An 18,823-nucleotide genomic window follows, 5' to 3' on the forward strand; every position below is an offset into this window, starting at 1 on the left:
CTTCTGGCATTCCAGAGCAAATACGAATTCACGAATGCGAACCACGATCAGACCTAGAACGAGCAATCGGTCCCTTCGGGCACATCCTGCCGCGCGATACCGGCGATCTGCATCGTCAGCGGTCCTTCGGACGTAATCGTGATCGTGTCCGCGAGGTCGGCGAAGCAGTTTTGCGTCAGCACCATTTCGCGCCAGCCCTTGCCGCCGCCGACGCGGAATTGGTCCGTCACGTCCAGCACGATATCGCCGATCCTGACCGTAACCGGCGCTGTCGGTGCGGCGGGTAGCGAATAGGCGATGCGGTATGCGGCACCATCCGATGCCGGACCGCTAAGCTGCAGCGAGGCGCCGGGTGCGAATTCGATCTCGCGGGCGTCTTCCTGTCGCAGGCGGTCGAAGCCGCGCGCTGCAATACCGCCGGCATTCCCGCGCAGGCCAACTAGCCCGGTACCGTTGGCGCTGGCGGTAACGTCCTGAGCAAGGCGACCATTGGCGAACCAGTCGGCCGACGGTGCTTCCTCGAGATAGGCGCATTCCTCCGACAGTCCCTGCGGAGCAGACTGCTGCGCGAGGCCAAGTCCATAGCCGACTTCGAACAACGCACCCTGGGCGCCGTTGACCGGCTTGCCGCCGCAGTCGGTGGGCCAGCTGAAGGACAAACGCCCGGTCGCCTCGCGCTTGCCGAACAGCACATCTGCCACGCCGGCACCTTCGCCCCCTGGCAGCCAGCTCGCCACGAAGGCGTCGGCAGCGTTGATTTCGCGGTTCATCCACATGGGGCGCCCGGAAAGATACACTGCGACGGTTGGAACACCTGCAGCGTCGAACTTGCGCAGCAATTCCAAGCCCTCCTCGTCGCGGAACACCAGTGTTTTCCGGTCGCCGTAGAACTCGGCGTAGGCTTCCTCGCCGAAGACCACGATCGCCGCGTCGGGCTTGGCGGAGTAACTGCCGTCCGCCGAATAGGTCGCAGAACCACCGCTCTCCCGCGCAGCCTGCTCGATGCCGTCGCGGATCGAGGTTGCACCGGGGAAATACTCGTCCGTCAGGTCCGGGCCGCCCTGCCAGGTCAGCGTCCAGCCACCGGCAGCGCGCCAAACCTGGTCTGCCGCCTCGCCTGCGATCAGGATGTCGGCACCCGGCTTCAGCGGCAGCACGCCGCTGTTCTTCAGGATGACCTGAGACTTCGCCACCGCCTCGCGCGCGATGGCGCGGTGTTCGGCGGAGCCGATGACCGAGAGATCGCGGCCAAGTCCGCGCTCCGAAGGCCTGGCGACATCGGCGTCCAGCAGCCCGGCGCGCATCTTCACGCGGAGGATCCGCGTCACCGCGCGGTCGAGCGTCGCCATCGGGATCGTGCCGTCGCGCACTTGCGCGACCAGCGTGTCCATCAGGCCCTTCCAGTCATCGGGGACCATGTAGATGTCGAGCCCCGCTTTGAGCGATTGCGCGCAGTCGGTAACGGTGCAGCCCTTGACCTGGCCGTGACCGTTCCAGTCGCCGACGACCAGCCCGTCGAAGCCCATCTCGTCGCGCAGCACACCGGTCAGCAGCGCCTCGTTGCCGTGCATCTTCACGCCGTTGATCGAATTGAAGCTGGCCATCACGACCTGCACCCCGGCATCGATGGCGGGGGGATAGGGCACGGCGTGAATTGCCTTGAGCGCATTCATGTCGCCGTTAACGTCGCCGGTATCGATGCCTTGCGTGGTGCCGCCGTCGCCGAAGAAGTGCTTGGCAGTTGCGATAACGCGTCCGTCGCCGAGAAAATCCTCGGCCCCTTCGGCGCCCTGCAGGCCTTCGACCAGTGCGGCCCCTAAAGGAGCGACGATTTGTGGGTCTTCGGAATAGCTTTCATAGGTCCGCCCCCAGCGATCGTCGCGCGCGACCGCCACGGTGGGCGAGAAGTTCCAGTCGATCCCGGTCGCCTCGATCTCGCGGGCGGTTGCGCGGCCGATGCGGCGCAGCAGGTCGGCATCGCGCGTTGCGCCAAGGCCGATATTGTGCGGGAAGATCGTTGCCCCGATCACGTTGGTGTGGCCGTGGACTGCGTCCGTGCCCCACATGGTCGGGATCACCGGCTCGCCATCTGGCAGGGGCCGGGTCGATGCATCGAACATCTCGTCGGCGAGGCGCAGCCACTCGGCAGGCGGCGCGAATTCGTCGCCATAGGGGCCTCCATTACCGCCATTGAGATAGCTGCCGAAGCGATAGCGCTCCATGTCCTTGGCGGTGAAAGAATTGATCTGCGGCTGGATCAGTTGGGCGATTTTGCGCTCCAGGCTCATGCGCGACACGATGTCGGCAATGGCCGCGTCCTCGCTCGCCGGCGCGGCGGCAACGACGGGCCGCTCGACCTCGGAAACCTGTGTGCAACCCGCCAGAGCACATGCTGCCGCTCCGGCCCAGACCCAACGCTTCATTCGCTATCTCCCCACGCCCTCGGATCCCTATTGAGAACGTTCCCAAGAGAGGTGCCACGGACCCGCTGGCAGGTCAAGCGGCTAGCGGCGCTGGATCGTCCACAGAATGACACAGGCCACCGCGCACAGCACCGCAAGGAGCAGAAACAGCGCTGAGAACCCCAGTACCGGCACCATCGCAAGTGTGAGCCAGGGCATAATCAGCGAGGGCACGGTATTGGTGAGATTGAACAGGCCGAGGTCGCGTCCGCGCGTTTTCGGCTTGGGCAGAACGCGCAGGGTCTGGGCGGAATGCAGGGCGAGGAACACGCTCGTCGCAAGGCCGAAAAGGATATAGCCTGCGATCCCGGTCGAAAGATCGTCCGCTGCTGCCATTGCGACAAGGCCGACAGCGCCAAGGCCGGCGCCCAGGGTGAGGGGGCGGAAGGGGCGATTGCCTCGGTCCGACCAGCGGCCTGCAAATAACGCCAGCGGAACGGAAAGCCCCAACACAATGGCGAAAACGAGTGCCGTATCGTTGTCGGTCACGGCCTCGTCGATGCTGCGGAACCAGAACAACAAGAAGGCGAACAGCGCGGCCTCGGCAATCTGGACCAGCAGCCGCGCCACCCACATGCGGGCAATCGTGATGCGCCCGGTGGCGGGGCGGGGCTCCGGCGTCGCGTCCGTCTCCATCAGTTGCGGCATTCGGCGCGGCTTGCCGAACAGCATGACCGGCAGGACCATGGTGGCGACCAGCAGCGCGACGATGATGAGTCGCATGTCTGCCTCGGCAAGGCTGGGAATAGTGACGATTGCCGCCGACAAGGCTCCGAGCGCCGGGGCGAAGGCAAGGAGGCCGCCGAGAAAACCCTTCTGCGCGTCGGGCACATGGTCGCCCGCCCAAGCGGAAAGCGGGCCGAGCATCATGTTGAGCGCGATCTGCCAGCACACGAGCATGACGAGTAAGGTCGTAAGGCTATCTACCTCGCGCATCGCGACGATGAGTATGCTAGAAAGGACAAGCCCGGTGTAGATCCAGGGCCGTCGCGAGGCGGTGCGATCGCTTGCCCAGCCGAACCCGATATTGGCGAGGCTTGCCGCTATGGCACCGGCGAAGGCACCATAGGCCAGCGTCTCGACTTTCTCCTGTCCCGCGAACACTGCGATCCGCTCAGGCAGCAAGATGGTGAGGAAAGGCACATAGGCGACGGCACCACCGGCGGCTGCCAGCGCGTAGAGCCAAAGGAAGCGAGCCGACTGCAGTGCGGCAGGCTGGTCCGCGTCAGTTGACAGCACGCTGGGGCACCCGGCCAGTCGAGCCGCGCACTACGAGGCTGCCTTCCATTACGATTGGCTCCTCGTCTCCGGTTCGCGGTTCACCGTCGATCAGGAGTTCCACGGCCTTGGCGGTCGTCGCCGCAATCGGCTGGTCGAGCGCAGTCATCGGCGGTTCGGTAAAGCGCACGATCGGGGTATTGTCGAAACTGATCAGGGACAAGTCGCCCGGCACGGAGAGACCATCCGACCGTGCGGCCTCGAGAGTGGCGATGGCCATCTGGTCGCTGCTGGCGATGATCGCGGTCGGCGGGTCGGGCAGGTCGAGCAAGGAGCGAGCGGCAGCCAGCCCGCTCTCGAATCCGAAGTCGCCACGCTCGCACAGACCGTTTGCGTCGAAGCCCGCACGCTCCATCGCGCCGCGCCAGCCGTCGATACGCCAGTCGGCGAGGCTGTAATCGTCAGGTCCGGCAATGAAGCCGATCCGCTGATGCCCGAGCTCGATCAGGTGATCGGTGGCGATCGCAGCGAGATGCTCGTCGCCCATCGTCATGGCGATCCCCGGCCCGGCCGCTTTCGAACCGATACGGGCGAAAGGTATGTTCCGTTTTGCCAGCAAGCCGGTGATCAGGGGATTGTCCGAGTGCGGCGGTGTCAGGATGACGCCGTCGGGCTGCAATGCGGCAATGGCCGCCGACAGTTCCCGTTCGACATGGTCGTTATGCGTGTCGACCAGTTCCACCAGCATGCGATAGCCGCGCTCCCCACTTGCGAGCATGCCGCCGAGCAGCATCTGGTCGACCCAGTCGGTGCCGAGCCTGGCTTGCCAGTCGGCAATTGTGCGCTCCCGGTCGTTGATCGCCAGGATCAGGTAGGACCGCGACCCGCTCATGCGCTGCGCTGCAATCGAGGGGACGTAGCCGAGCTTGTCGATGCTGTCCTGAACCCTCTTCTTCATTTCCGGGCGGACATTGGGCTCGTTATTGATGACGCGGCTTACCGTCTGCAGGGAAACCCCTGCATCGGCTGCCACGTGCTTGATGGTGACGGATTGTCGCCGCCTTGCCATCGATAACCCCCTATGCTGCGTTTGCGAGCCGCTTGTACCGCGTTGCCGCAGGCTTGCAACGACACCTGGTCAAACGCTCACCCGATTGCAGATGGGCCCGATCTTTCGACCGGGCCCATCGTGTTCGTTCAATTCGCTGGTGCCGCTTAGAAATCGAAGCGCGCCAGGAACGTAAAGCGGCGATCGTTGCGGAAGGCGGAGCGGATGACCCGCGTGCCATCGAAATCGATCACGTAGCTGGTCTTGGTGACCTCATCGAGCAGGTTCACGCCCTGTACGCCGATCTTCACATTGTCGGTGACGGCATAGAAGATGGAGGCGTCGAGCTGGCCCGTCGCCTCGCCGTAAATGGGTGAGAACGGGAAGATCACGTCGCGCGGCGTCTGCAGGTATTCCGAGCGCCAGTTATAGGCCGCACGTGCCGAGATCGGCCCCTTTTCATAGAATACCGTGGCATTCACTGTGTGCTCCGACACGCCGACGAGCGGCAGGCTGGCAGCAATCGGGTTCGCGCCGTTCAACACATTGTTGAGATCGCCCGGATCGACATAGGTATAGGTCAGCTGCGTACCGAGGCCGGAGAGCGGACCCGGCAGGAAGTCGTAGACCTGCTGGTAGGCCAGCTCGACACCCTTGATCACGCCATCGTCGACATTGAAGGTCGAGTTGTAGACGAGATCGATATCGACGCCGCTGGGGCTGGTATAAGTGCGGTTTTCCGCGCCGTTGTTGAATACGCCCTGCAGGTCCTTGAGGAAGAAGGCCGCAGTAATGGAGCCCACGTCGTCGAAATACCACTCTGCGGAAATGTCGTAATTCCACGCCGTGGTCGGCCGCAGGAAGCGGTTGCCCGAGGTAATGGCGAACAGGCGGCCGGTATCGAGTAGCCCGTCGTTTGCCAGGGCCCCGGTGTTCCGGCCGATCGTGCCGCCGGTCTGGAACGCCGCCAGATCGGGACGCTCGATGTTCCGCGACACCGCACCACGCAGGATCATGCCGTTGCCGAAATCGAGCTTGGCGTTGAAACTCGGCAACCAGTGATCGAAGCCGATGTTGTCGTTGTCCTGCAGGATCTCGCCTGTGTAGCGGGAGACGAATTCGGCCAGTCGCGCATCCGACAGCTGGCAGTATTCGAGGCCCGGAACACTGCCCGGTGGATCGCCCGGTCCGCCTCCGCCGAGTTCGGCGCAGCGCGCCCGCAGAACGGCAGGGGTGACCTCAGTGTTCGGATCGGCAAAACCCAGTCCGAAGGCGGTCGGGAACTGGATGCGTCCGCCTACGCGGATTTCCGTGTCGACATAGCGCAGGCCGATGTTGCCGGTCAGGCTCATGCCGTTGCCGAAGTCGGTGCCGAAGTCGACGCGGACATAGCCGGCGGTAGTCGATTCCTCGACGTCCGAGATATCGCCCTGGCAGAACGGATCGCAGGGCGTGCCGTCAGGATTGGTACGCTCGAAGATCAGGCCGCGGCCTTCCGGCGTCAGCGTGAAGGCCCGAACGTCCGCGAGCGGACCGGTCAGGTCGCCGTTGAGATAGGCGTCGACCAGATTGTCCGGACCGAAGTAGAAGGCCGATCCGTCGCCGAAGGGCACCGGCGCATTGCCGCGCTGGAAGTCTTCGCCGAACGGCGTGCGAACTTCTGCCAGTTCGGGGAAGTCGGCGATATAGGCGCCGCCGCAACCGAAGGCCTGGTAATCGTCGCAGTTCCAGTTGCCGTTACGGCCAGCCCACACCGCGCCCAGATTGCTCCAGTTGGTGTAGTTGGAATTGCGGGTGACGCGGCTGCGGTCGGCCCAGCGAGCGCCGAAGCGGGCGCTGCGGAAGAAGCCGGTATCGCTGATGTCGTATTCGGCATCGATGCGGGTGCTGTAGAGCTCGCCCTCATTGTCTTCCTGATTATCCAGCGTGAACCAGTATAGCGTGCGGCTCGGGTCGGTAAAATAGGATGCCGGGGAATCGCCGGTGCCGGGCTGCAGGAACCGGATCTCCGGCGTTTCCTCGCGGAAGTCGAAGAAGATGTTCGAATAGGTCTGCGTCGCCGCGATGAACCCGGCCGCTTCGCGGGTCGAGTTGATGTACTGTACTTCCGCGTTGAGGCGCAGGCGATCGGTCGGCTGGAATTCGAGATCGAGCGAGAAGTCCTCGGTCATCGCTTCGCCGCGCTGCTGGAAGCGGAGGAATTCGGTAGGCAGCGCCTGGACGCCGAAGTCCGAAACCTGGGTCAGCGTACCCGAAACGACGCGGTTGCCTTCGATAACCGGCGTCGTTCCGTCGACATAGAAGGGGAAGAAGGCCGGGTTGTTGACCAGTGCTAGGCCGGAGAATTCGTCGAGCGACGTATCGGTCTCGGCGCGCAGGTATTCTGCCGTGATGACGGCGTCGCCGGTGGCGCTCTCCCATTGCAACACGCCGGAAAAGGCCCGGCGGTCACGCTCCAGGTCGGTGGTGCGCACGCCGCCGCCCTGGGGTACGATTACGCTGTCGTCGGGCGGGAAGTTGGTCGCGTCGAATTCCTGTTCGCCGAAACCTGCGTCGGTCGTCGGGGCGACGCGGAAACAGCCGCCGGTCGTCAGGTCGCGCGGACGATAGCAGGGGTCGGTGATCTGCGAAGCGTCTGTGCGGGTGACCAGTTCCTGCTGCGCATAGGCAAGCTGGATGCCGATTACGCTGCCGCCGGGCAGGTCGAAGGTGTTCGATCCGAGGATCGAGAAACCGGGCGACCATTCTTCGGCCAGATCGCCGATATTGGCTTCGATCGTGCCGGCCAGGTTGAAGCCCGGATTGTCGAGCGGCTTGCGGGTGACGAGGTTGACCGTGCCCGAGATCCCGCCTTCGATCATGTCCGCAGTGACGTTCTTGAACACCTCGACACGGCCGAGCAGCTCGGGCGAGACGTCGTTGAAGGACAGGGTCCGGCCGCCATTGGCCGAGAAGATGTCGCGCCCGTTCAGCTCGGACCGGACATAGGGGAGGCCGCGGATGATGACGCCGGTGCCTTCGACCGAGAAGCGGTCGGGATCGTCGGCGCCTTCGAATCGGCTGATGTTCACGCCGGGGACGCGCTGCAGCGCTTCGGCGACCGACCGATCGGCCAGCGCGCCGATATCTTCGGCGTCGATGGCGTCGACGACGGTGTCGGCTTCGCGCTTGAAATCCTGGGCCGTTTCCAGCGAGCGGCGGAAGCCGCTGACGATGATCGTGTTCTCGCTGTCTTCGACGACGGGTTCGTTATCGTCGTCCTGCGCATCCTGAGCGAAGGCCGGTTGCGTGGCGACCAGTGCGAGGCTGGATGCGGTGGTGAGCGCGGCGATTCGGCGCGCGACCGGCGCAATTCGATTGGATTTCAGAGACATGTTTCCTCCCTAGTCCCAAGACTGGACACCTTGAAGTGTCTTCGCATCGTCACATACCGCCGGTTGTGAGCGTTCACAACCCGATGTATGAACGTTCACAACGAATGCGTGGCATACTAGCAACAGCTTGCGCAAACTGGCATGGGACGGGACATGGCAATCGAACATCTCGTAATCGTCGGCGGCGGCACTGCCGGGTGGATGGCGGCAGCAGCGCTTTCGCGCCTGAAGGCCGCGCGCGAGCTGCGCATCACGCTGGTCGAATCGGAAGCGATCGGCACGGTGGGGGTGGGCGAGGCGACCATCCCGCCCTTCGTCGGTTTCAACCAGGCGCTGCAGATCGACGAGCGGGAAATGATGGCGGCCTGCCAGGCGACCTTCAAGCTGGGCATCCAGTTCACCAACTGGGGTCGCCAGGGCGATAGTTACCTGCACCCTTTCGGCAATTACGGTTACGAGATCGACGGCGTCGCCTTCCACCATGTCTGGCACCGGCTGAAGGCTGGAGGAGACAAGCGCCCGATCCAGGTTTTCAACCTCGAGACCATGGCGGCGCATTTCGGCAAGTTCGCGAGGCAGGAAGACTACCAGCGCGGGCAGGACCTGCCGCCGATGAACTATGCCTATCACATCGATGCCGGACGCTATGCGCAGTTCTTGCGGCGCTATGCCGAAACGCGTGGCGTGGTGCGGCAGGAAGGGCGTGTCGACGATGTCGCGCTCGACGGCGAGAGCGGCGATGTCGCGGCGATCACGCTGCAGAGCGGCGAGCGGATCGAAGGCGACCTGTTCATCGACTGCTCCGGTTTTCGCGGGCTGCTGATCGAACAGGCACTGGAAACCGGCTATGAGGACTGGACCCATTGGCTCCCCTGCGACCGCGCGGTAGCCTTGCCCTGCAATCGCGACGACGGTAGCGGGCCACCGCCGTTCACCCGCGCGACGGCCCATGCAGCGGGCTGGCAATGGCAAGTCCCGCTGCAGCATCGCAACGGCAACGGCCATGTCTATTGCAGCCGCTATATGTCCGACGACGAGGCGCACGATATCCTCGTGAAGAACCTCGCGGGCAAGCCCACTGCGGACCCGAATTTCCTGCGCTTCACCACCGGGCGGCGCAAGAAGTTCTGGAAACGCAACGTCGTGTCGGTCGGCTTGTCGGGCGGGTTCATGGAGCCGCTCGAATCGACCAGCATCCACCTCATCAACACCGCCATCACCAAGCTCATCGCGATACTGTCGTTCGACGGGATCACCCACACGCAGCGCGAAGCCTTCAATCGCCTGACCGGCAAGGAGTTCGAGCGGATCCGCGACTTCCTGATCCTGCATTACAACGCCACCGAGCGCGACGATTCCGAGTTCTGGAACTACTGCCGCACGATGGACGTGCCCGACACGCTGACCGAGAAAGTCGAGCTGTTCCGGTCCAACGGTCAGATATTCCGCGAGGACGACGAGCTGTTCACGGAAACCAGCTGGGCGGCGGTGATGATGGGGCAGGGGGTCATGCCCGGCAGCCGCAATGCCATGGCCGACAGCGTCGGTCCGGACGTGATGGGCGGCGAGGTGGACGGGATCGAACAGTCGATCCGCTGGCTGGTCGAACGCCTGCCTGCGCATGGCGATTATCTCGCCCGCTATTGCCCCGCGCCCGCCTGAGCCTTGCCCTTCCGGTCCTGCGGCCCTAGCTGGACGGCGATGTTCGACGCCCACGCCTTCCGCGACGCTCTGGGGACCTTCGTGACCGGCGTCACGATCGTCACCGCGCGCGACGAGCAGGGGCAGCCGTTCGGGCTCACCGCCAACAGCTTCAACTCCGTTAGCCTCGATCCGCCGATGGTCCTGTGGAGCCTCTCGCTGCAATCGCGCACGCTGCCGGTCTTTCGCGATGCGGAGAACTGGGCGGTGCATGTATTGGCCGCGGACCAGCAGGACATGTCCGATCGCTTTGCGCGGCCTGGCGAAGACAAATTTGCCGGGCTAACTGCCACCGACGGCCCGGAAGGCGCGCCCTTGATCGAGGGTTGCGCGGCCCGCTTCGGCTGCCGCGCGCGGTTCGAATACGAAGGCGGGGACCACGCCATCTTTCTTGGCGAAGTGGTCGATTTCGACCGGCGCGATGCGGAACCGCTGATCTATCATGGCGGCAGCTACGGCCGCGTGCAGCGCCGCCTGTCGGGGGAGAACCTCGAGCGCGAGGGGCTGGCCGAACGGGTAGGCGAAGAGCTTTCCCTTACGGCGAGCGGTGCCGAATTGCTGGCTGCGCTCCAGAGCCTCGCGAAGCGCTAGACTCTCCGCCTCTCGCCCGATACCGGTTGCGAAAAGCAACTGTGAGAGAGGCAGCTTCATGAAAACCCGCATCACCGAACTCTTCGGCATCGAGCATCCGATCATCCAGGGCGGCATGCACTATGTCGGCTTTGCGGAAATGGCCGCGGCGGTGTCCAATGCGGGTGGCCTCGGCATCATCACCGGCTTGACGCTCGGCACGCCCGAGAAGCTCGCCGACGAGATCGCCAAATGCAAGGACATGACCGACAAGCCCTTCGGCGTGAACCTCACCTTCCTGCCGACCGTCAACGCGCCCGACTATCCGGGCCTCGTCAAGGCGATCATCGACGGCGGGGTGAAGGCAGTCGAGACTGCAGGCAACAATCCCGCACAGGTGCTGCCGTTCTTCAAGGACGCCGGGGTCAAGGTGATCCACAAATGCACCAGCGTGCGCCACAGCCTCAAGGCCCAGTCGATCGGCTGCGATGCGGTATCGGTCGACGGCTTCGAATGCGGCGGCCACCCGGGCGAGGACGACATCCCCAACATGATCCTGCTGCCCCGCGCGGCGGACGAGCTGGAAATCCCCTTCGTCGCCAGCGGCGGCATGGCCGACGGCCGCAGCCTCGTCGCCAGCCTCGCCATGGGCGCGGAAGGCATGAACATGGGCACGCGCTTCATCGCTACCAAGGAAGCACCGGTGCACGAGAACGTGAAGAAAGCGATCGTCGCGGCGAGCGAGCTCGACACCCGCCTCGTCATGCGTCCGCTGCGCAATACCGAGCGCGTAATGACCAATGACGCGGTCGAGGAACTGCTCCAGATCGAGAAGGAGAAGGGTGCGGACCTCAAGTTCGAGGACATCATCGAACAGGTCGCGGGCGTCTATCCGCGGATCATGACCGAAGGCGATATGGATGCAGGCGCCTGGTCCTGCGGCATGGTCGCCGGGCTGATCGACGACATTCCGACCTGCAAGGAACTGATCGACCGCATCATGGCCGAAGCGGAGGAAATCATCACCCAGCGCCTCGCACGCTTCCAGGGAGCCTGAACCATGCTCGATACCAGCTATCGCACCGCCTATAACGAAGATCACGAAGCCTTCCGTGATACCGTCCGCAAGGTCTTCGCCGAACACATGACGCCGCATCTCGACCGCCACGAGGAAGAGGGCATCGTCGGGCGCGAAGCGTGGAAAGCGCTGGGCGATGCCGGGATGCTTTGCCCCACGGTCAAGGAAGAGAACGGCGGCCTCGGTCTCGATTTCGGCTTCAACTGCGTGATCACCGAGGAGTTGAGCTATCTCGGCTCATCCGCCGGATTCACGCTGCAGAACGACATCACGGCGAATTATTTCGAGCGCCTTGGGACCGAGGAACAGCGCCACAAATACCTGCCGGGCATGGTAACGGGCGACATCATCACCGCCATCGCCATGACCGAGCCGGGGGCGGGCAGCGATCTGCAGGGCATCCGCACCACCGCCGCGCGCGATGGTGATCACCTCATCGTCAACGGGTCCAAGACCTATATCACCAATGGCCAGAACGCCGATTGCGTTATCGTGGTCGCCAAGACCGACCCCACCCAGGGCGCGAAGGGCACCAGCCTGGTGCTGGTCGATGCCGATACGCCGGGCTTCGAGCGCGGGCGCAATCTCGACAAGATCGGCCAGCATTCGGCCGACACATCGGAACTGTTCTTCCACGATTGCCGCGTTCCGGCCGAGAACCTGCTCGGCGGGGAAGGACGTGGCTTCATCCACCTGATGGAGGAGCTGCCACAGGAACGCCTCGGCATCGCGGTGGGCGCTCAGGCCGGCGCGCAGCGCGCGTTCGACGAAGCGGTGAAGTTCACCAAGGACCGCAAGGCCTTCGGCAAGACCGTGTTCGAATTCCAGAACACCAAGTTCACGCTGGCCGATCTGAAGGCCAAGCTGCAGGTCGGCTGGGCGCATCTCGACTGGGCGATTAAGAAGCACCTTGCGGGCGAGCTCACCACCGACGAAGCCAGCGCCGCCAAGCTGTGGCATACCGATCTGCAGTGGGAAGTCAGCGATGCCGCACTCCAGCTGCACGGCGGGGCGGGCTACATGAACGAATACGCCATCGCCCGCCTGTGGCGCGACGCCCGCGTCACCCGCATTTTCGGCGGCACGAACGAGATCATGAAGGAAGTGATCTCGCGCTCGATCTGAGGAGGCCCGCATGACCGATCCGCTCGACTATTCCGGCCAGACCGTTCTCGTGATCGGAGGCACGAGCGGGATCGGCAACGGCATCGCCCATGGCTTCCGCGAGCGCGGAGCGACGGTGCATGTCACCGGGACACGCGGCTCTGCGGACGACTATTCCGCAGAGGAAGGGAGCGACCTGACCGGCCTGCACTTCGGCTCGCTCGACGTGTCGGACCGCCAAGCTGTGGCGAAGTTCGACCTGCCCGAGCGGCTCGATGTGGTCGTCCTGTGCCAGGGTATCGCGCGCTACCGCCGCGAGGAGTTCGAGCGCGAGGGGTGGGACGCGGTAATGGCCGTCAATCTCGACTCGCTGATGGACTGCGCCCGCGCGGTGCGGGAGAAACTGGTCGATGGCGGCGGCTCGCTGATCGTGGTCAGCTCGGTCGGTGCCTTCCACGCGATGATCGGCAATCCGGCCTATGCCGCCAGCAAGGCCGGCGCGGTGAGCCTCGTCGGCAGCCTCGCGCAGGCCTGGGCGGGCGAGGGCATCCGCGTGAACGGCATTGCGCCGGGGCTGGTCCCGACCAAGCTCACCAAGGTGACGACCGACAATGAGCAGCGCACCGCCGGGGCCATCGCGCGCATCCCCGCAGGCCGCATGGGCACGCCTGCGGACATGGCGGGCGCGGCGCTGTTCCTGGCCTCGCCATTGGCCGATTACGTCGTCGGCCAGACCATCCGCGTCGATGGCGGCATGACGCTGGCCTGAGCGCGGGCTGCCGGTCTTTCCTACTCGGCGTCGATCTGCGACGGATACCTTCCTGTCCCGATCGCGGGTTCCGGGGGGGGGCTATATCGCAGGGTGTCGCCCGGCCAGTTTTCGGGATAATGCCGTGAAATTAGAAGTTTAGATGATTGAGAGACGGGCGACACACTGTCGCCTTTGTCGCCCCGCCGGGCAGGAAGCAGCCGCAGCTGAAAAAGGATCGATCCATGGAGTACGTCAATCTCGGCCCGAGCGGCCTCAAGGTGTCGCGCCTGTGCCTCGGCTGCATGAGCTATGGCGACACCAGCAGGGGCTGGCACGGCGACTGGGTGCTGAGCGAGGACGCAAGCCGCCCCTTCATCCGCGAGGCGGTGGAGGCGGGGATCAACTTCTTCGACACGGCGAACATGTATTCGATGGGCGCATCGGAGGAGGTTGTCGGCAAGCTGCTGCCCGAATTCGCCAAGCGCGACGAGATCGTGCTGGCGACCAAGGCATTCCTGCCGTGGCGGCAGGCGCCCAATGCCGGCGGCTTGTCGCGCAAGAGCCTGATGCAGGCGATCGACGACAGCCTCGCGCGGCTAAACATGGACTATGTCGACCTGTTTCAGATCCACCGCTGGGACGATCACACGCCGATCGAGGAAACGATGGAGGCGCTGCACGACATCGTGAAGGCGGGCAAGGCGCGCTATATCGGCGCATCCTCCATGGCCGCGTGGCAATTCGCCAAGGCGCAGGAAGTGGCGCGCGCCAATGGCTGGACGCGCTTCATCTCGATGCAGAATCACGTGAACCTGCTTTACCGCGAGGAAGAGCGCGAGATGATCCCGCTGTGCCGCGACCAGGGCGTGAGCTTGATCCCGTGGAGCCCGCTGGCGCGCGGCAAGCTCGCCCGTGCCTGGGACAAAAGCACCGTGCGCAGCGAGACCGACGGTTTCGGCAAGATGCTCTATACCCAGACGCCAGAAGCGGATCGCAAGATCGTCGAAACGGTTGGCGAGATCGCCGAGGCGCGCGGGACGTCGCGGGCGACGGTGGCGCTGGCATGGCACTTCGCCAAGGGGGTCACGGCCCCGATCATCGGTGCGACGAAGGACGGGCATATCGCCGCTGCTGTCGAGGCGATGACGCTCGACCTGACCGAGGACGAGGTCGCGCGGCTGGAGGAGCCCTATGTGCCGAAAATGCCGGTCGGCGTGGCGTCTACTGCGCCGCAAAACTGGTCGCTGACGCTGAAGGGCGGCTGAGCAAAACTGCCTGCGCGCAAAGTGTTACAGTCGCCGCGCCGACGGTCACAATCGCGTCACATGCCCGCGCCATCGCTTGCCCGACAGGGTGGGACGAAAACCGCGTGCAAGCTATCAATATCTTCCTGACCGGCCGGTTGGGCGAAACTCTCGAAGACTTCATGCATGGCGAGACCCGCTATGCCTTCGGCAGCCTCTATCCCGACGGGCCGCACCGCGTGGTCGAGGGTCCGGTGTGCGCCTTCGTCGACTGGGTAATGGACGATCTGTCCGGCCTCGAGATGTGCCGCCGCCTCCGCGCCGATCCGCGCACCGAGGATGCGCACATCACCATCGTGCTGGAAGAGGACGACGCGGCGGACAAGCGCCGCGCGCTGAAGGCGGGGGCGGACGATTACATGGTCGGCCCGCTCGACCGCACACTGGTGCTCGACCGGGTGATGGCACTGCAGGCGGGCTGCGGCCAGCCGGGCATTGCCGAGCGGCTGGAATTGGGCGAGCTGACCATCGATGCAGCTGCCTTGCAGGCCCGCTGGGCGGGCGAGCCGCTCGATCTACGACCCAACGAATTCCGCCTGCTGCGCTTCTTCGCCCAGAACCCCGACCGCGTGCTCACCCGCGCCGACCTGATCGAGGCGCTCGGCAAGCAGGAACCGCCGATCGACGAGCGCACCGTCGACGTCTGGATCGGCCGCCTCCGCAAGGCCCTCCGTGCCGCCGGGGCAGGGGAGCGAGTGAGGACTGTACGGTCGCTGGGGTATGTTTACGATTCGCGGTAAGGGCGGTTGAGACGTCAGACAAACGCAGATTGGCCTCAGCGACCAAAGGGGGACGCGACCACTGGCCCCGCTTCAGCCCATCTTAACACCGCTCAGCCTGAGCTTGTCGAAGGCCACGCGCCCACGCTAGAGACAGGGCGTGGCATTCTTCACCTATCTGCTGCGCTGCAATGACGGCAGCTATTACGTCGGTCATACTGAAGACTTGGAATACCGCTTGGCGCAGCATCAGTCCGGGGCGCTGGGCGGATACACGGCTGGCCGGCTACCTGTGTCGCTCCAATGGTCGCAGGACTTCCCCACGCGCGACGAAGCCTTTGATGCGGAGCGACAGATCAAGGGCTGGAGCAGAGCAAAGAAGCAAGCGCTTATTGCCGGTGACTGGCAAAGGATTTCAACGCTTGCCCGGAACAGGCAAAAGTAGTGGCACGTGCAGCAGACGAGAGCGCGTGGCCTTCGACAAGCTCAGGCTGAGCGGGGTTGGTCGGCTAATTTCTAGATCAGGTTGGCAGACCATTTATTGAGCGTGGAGGGAGACTGCGTCTTGAGGCGCAGAACGCAGATCGCGCCAAACTCGTTTCGCTCAATAAAAAGGGCCGCCCTCGCGGACGGCCCTTTCAGGAAGAAGGCTCAGGTAAGCCTTAGAATTCAGCGGAGAGTGAGACGCTGAAACTGGTGCCGACATCGTAGCTGTTGATGTCGATGCGGGTGTCGCCGTTGGTCTGGAATTCCTCGTAGTCGCGGCCCGTGAGGTTCCGCGCTTCGAGCTTGAGTTCCATGTCGGCCCCGCCGAGTTCGAAGCCCTGGCGCACCACGAAGTCGAGGCGCAGGCCCGGGTCTTCGATGATGTCGGGCAAATTGCTGGTCCCGCGGCTGGTGACGCGTTCGCTGGCATAGCTCAGCAGGATCGTCGCCTGGCTCAGCCGGTCGAGGTCCTCGAGGCCGAGCTGGAGATTGACCAGATGGTCGCTCTGCCCGGTCAGCGGCACGCCGTCGCGGAAGAAGTTGGTCGCCGGCTGCGGCGCGGAGGGGAAGACCTGCGCGATGTCGCTATCGGTCACCTGCAGTTCGGACTGGGTGTAGGTATAGTTGGCAATCGCCACCAGCCGCTTGCTTTCCCACCATTCGCCGCCGAGCGTGTAGAGATCCTTGTTCCACTGCAGCTCGAACTCCGCGCCGTAGAGCGTAGCGGCGGGCGCATTGGCGAAGCCGCTGATCCGCTCGTTGTCGGAGAAGCTGGAGAACACCTCGATCGGGCGTTCGATATCCTTGTAGAAGCCCGCCAGGCTGACGCGGCTCTGCGAGCCCCAGTAATATTCGAGACGCGCCTCGTAATTGGTCAGCTCGCTGTCGACCAGCTGCGGGTTGCCGTTGAACTGGCGGTTGGTTTCCGGATCGAAATACGTCTGGAAAATGAGCTCGCGGAACTGCGGGCGGGCGATGGTCTTCGACGCGTTGAAGCGCGCCTGCAGATTGTCGTTGATCTCCCAGGTCAGCGTGCCGGCCGGGAGGAAATAGTCATTGTTCAGCAGCGAGGCATTGGCCGAGCCGCTGGGCGTTCCGTTGAGGCCGAGCGGGATGACTTCCTGAACCGCGTCTTCATACCGCACGCCGATATCGAGCGAGATCGCTTCCATCGGCTGGATGCGGCTCTGTATGTAGCCAGCCTTGATCTCGAGCCCCGCTTCGAAGGCCGGGTCGGAGCCGGTGGTGTCAAAGATGGTGAAGCCGAACGGGCCGATGCCGGCTGCCTGTTGCGCCTCGCGGTCGAAACCGAATTCGATCAGCGAGTCGCCCAATAGCGCGTCGGGCCGGAAGGCGCCGAACACGTCGGGGAAATCGCCCTGTGCGCGCAAGTCGAACTCGCGGCGGGAGGACAGGCGCTGGGTGTCGGTATAGGCCCCGCCCACCGTCACGCCGAGCCAGTCGGTCACCTGATAGCTGACGTCGAGACCGCCGTAATAGAGATCCTCGGTCAGGTCCGAGAAGGCGACGATCGCGCTGCCGCGCTGCCCGTCGAGCGTGTTGAGGAAGAGGCCGCCGAGCGGATCGTTCGGATTGTCGGTCCGCGTATAGGTGAAGGTCCATTCGTACGGCGCTTCACGCTGGGTCTGGGCATAGCCTGCGCGCAGATCGACATTGAGGTCGCCGAAGTCGAGCTCGCCGGTGAACTGCGTGTCGAACAACTGGCGTTCGAACCACGAGGTGTTCTGAACCTGGTCGGTGTCGTCGCTCTGGAAGTCGAAGGTTTCCGACAGGGAAGCGCGCTTGAGCGAGTCGCGGATGAAGAGATTGGTGAAGCGGAAGCGATGCTCGCCGACTTCGAGGCCGAAGCCGAGCAGGCCGTTCACCAGCACGCGGTTGTCGGTGACGAACTCGCGGCCGTCGCTGTCGAGGTCGAGATCCTCGCCCAGCGCAGTCTGCTGGGTGATGAAGCGGTTGCGCCATTTGTTGCTGATCGAAGCGGTGGCGATCACGCCGAACTGGCCATCGCCAAAAACGTCGAAGCTGGTCCCGGCAGTGACCCCGGTCGAGAAATTGACCGGCAGGCCGCTATTGCTCTGCAGCAGGATAAGGTTGGGATCGCCGAGTTCGAGCAGGATCGCTTCCTGGTCGACTTCGGGATCGTTGATCGGCCGCCCGCTGTCGAGATAGCTCTGCAGTTGCGGGCGAATGGTGCGCCGCCCGTCGTCGAAGCCGAACCAGTCGTAGCTGGAGCCGAAATACGTGTAGCCGACGCCTCCGGTGGTTTCGGTGTCGCCGCTGATGCCGCCGCTGATCTTGACGAAGCTTTCCTGCGGGATGGCGCGGGTGGTCAAATTGATCACCCCGCCGCCGAACTCGCCCGGATAGTTGGCCGAGTAGGTCTTCTGCACGAGGCTGGAGGCGACCACGCTGGTCGGGAAGATGTCGAGCGGGACCACGCGGCTGAGCGGCTGCGGGGAGGGCAGTGGGAGCCCGTTCAGCAGGGCGAGCGAATAGCGGTCGCCGAGGCCGCGCACGAAGACGAGGCCGTTGCCGACGGTGGACAGGCCGGTGACGCGAGTCAGCGCGCCGGCGATATCGCCTTCGCCGGTCCGCGCGATGCTGGCCGTGTCGAGGACGGAGACGACCTGCGACGAAGCGCGACCGATGTCTTCGCGCCTGCGCCCGGTGACGACGATGGCGCCGCCGGGGACGGAGACTTCGGGTTCCTCGTATTGCTCTTCCTGCGGGGTGTCGTCGACACCCTCCACCTGCTCCGCCTGCAGCGCGTCGGTTGCGGGATCCTCTTCTGCGGGGACGCCCTCTGCGCCGGTGCTTTGCGCGAAGGCTGCGCCGGGTACGCACAGCGCGGTGGTGAGCAGGAGCAGCGAAGCGAGCTGCTTGCCGGTCGACATGGTTCGAGACCCCCTCATGATCAGGCCTGAGATTTCGTGACGGAGCCGCGAGGCGTCCGGAAATGGAAAAACCCGCGGGGACGCGGCTTTGCG

General features: G+C 64.3%; 13 protein-coding genes. 8 read left to right on the forward strand and 5 right to left on the reverse strand.

Annotated elements, in window-relative coordinates:
* Window positions 1-53: 53 nt before the first annotated feature.
* The 4 genes from P8R33_RS05465 to P8R33_RS05480 form a co-directional block, all read right to left on the reverse strand.
* Window positions 54-2,423 (reverse strand): glycoside hydrolase family 3 protein, encoded by a 2,370-nt coding sequence (locus P8R33_RS05465; RefSeq protein ID WP_278327988.1) that lies wholly within the window; start codon window positions 2,421-2,423, stop codon window positions 54-56.
* Window positions 2,424-2,504: 81 nt separating this feature from the next.
* On the reverse strand, window positions 2,505-3,701 hold the full coding sequence (locus tag P8R33_RS05470) for an MFS transporter (protein WP_278327989.1): 1,197 nt from the start codon (window positions 3,699-3,701) through the stop codon (window positions 2,505-2,507).
* Window positions 3,688-4,749 (reverse strand): LacI family DNA-binding transcriptional regulator, encoded by a 1,062-nt coding sequence (locus P8R33_RS05475; protein ID WP_278327990.1) that lies wholly within the window; start codon window positions 4,747-4,749, stop codon window positions 3,688-3,690. The genes P8R33_RS05470 and P8R33_RS05475 overlap by 14 nt, the downstream gene beginning before the upstream one ends.
* Before the next feature lie 146 nt (window positions 4,750-4,895).
* Entirely contained in the window at window positions 4,896-8,102 is a 3,207-nt protein-coding gene (locus tag P8R33_RS05480; RefSeq protein WP_278327991.1) for a TonB-dependent receptor, read from the reverse strand.
* A 153-nt stretch (window positions 8,103-8,255) separates the two neighbouring features.
* Here P8R33_RS05480 and P8R33_RS05485 point away from each other — a divergent pair, with 153 nt between their 5' ends.
* The 8 genes from P8R33_RS05485 (at window position 8,256) to P8R33_RS05520 (ending at window position 15,774) form a co-directional block, all read left to right on the forward strand.
* A complete protein-coding gene (locus P8R33_RS05485) occupies window positions 8,256-9,764 on the forward strand; it encodes a tryptophan halogenase family protein (RefSeq protein ID WP_278327992.1) in 1,509 nt (502 codons plus the stop codon).
* Between the two features lie 39 nt (window positions 9,765-9,803).
* Window positions 9,804-10,394 carry a flavin reductase family protein gene (locus P8R33_RS05490; RefSeq protein WP_278327993.1) on the forward strand — a complete coding sequence of 197 codons (591 nt, stop codon included), beginning with the start codon at window positions 9,804-9,806 and terminating at the stop codon, window positions 10,392-10,394.
* 58 nt (window positions 10,395-10,452) lie between these two features.
* Entirely contained in the window at window positions 10,453-11,430 is a 978-nt protein-coding gene (locus P8R33_RS05495; RefSeq protein ID WP_278327994.1) for an NAD(P)H-dependent flavin oxidoreductase, read from the forward strand.
* 3 nt (window positions 11,431-11,433) lie between these two features.
* A complete protein-coding gene (locus P8R33_RS05500) occupies window positions 11,434-12,576 on the forward strand; it encodes an acyl-CoA dehydrogenase family protein (RefSeq protein WP_278327995.1) in 1,143 nt (380 codons plus the stop codon).
* 10 nt (window positions 12,577-12,586) lie between these two features.
* Window positions 12,587-13,324: an SDR family NAD(P)-dependent oxidoreductase gene (locus P8R33_RS05505; protein ID WP_278327996.1), complete on the forward strand. Its 738-nt coding sequence runs from the start codon at window positions 12,587-12,589 to the stop codon at window positions 13,322-13,324.
* Window positions 13,325-13,548: 224 nt separating this feature from the next.
* Window positions 13,549-14,571, forward strand: a complete 1,023-nt coding sequence (locus tag P8R33_RS05510) for an aldo/keto reductase (RefSeq protein ID WP_278327997.1) — start codon at window positions 13,549-13,551, stop codon at window positions 14,569-14,571.
* A 104-nt stretch (window positions 14,572-14,675) separates the two neighbouring features.
* Window positions 14,676-15,350, forward strand: a complete 675-nt coding sequence (locus tag P8R33_RS05515; protein WP_278327998.1) for a response regulator transcription factor — start codon at window positions 14,676-14,678, stop codon at window positions 15,348-15,350.
* A gap of 139 nt (window positions 15,351-15,489) precedes the next feature.
* The gene (locus P8R33_RS05520) at window positions 15,490-15,774 is read left to right on the forward strand and encodes a GIY-YIG nuclease family protein (RefSeq protein WP_278327999.1); all 285 of its coding nucleotides are present in this window, start codon (window positions 15,490-15,492) and stop codon (window positions 15,772-15,774) included.
* A 217-nt stretch (window positions 15,775-15,991) separates the two neighbouring features.
* On the opposite strand, the gene P8R33_RS05525 is transcribed toward P8R33_RS05520, so the two are convergent.
* Window positions 15,992-18,730 (reverse strand): TonB-dependent receptor domain-containing protein, encoded by a 2,739-nt coding sequence (locus P8R33_RS05525; protein ID WP_278328000.1) that lies wholly within the window; start codon window positions 18,728-18,730, stop codon window positions 15,992-15,994.
* Window positions 18,731-18,823: the final 93 nt, after the last annotated feature.

Origin of the sequence: Qipengyuania flavescens (genome assembly GCF_029688735.1) — a bacterium.
Lineage (GTDB): Bacteria > Pseudomonadota > Alphaproteobacteria > Sphingomonadales > Sphingomonadaceae > Qipengyuania.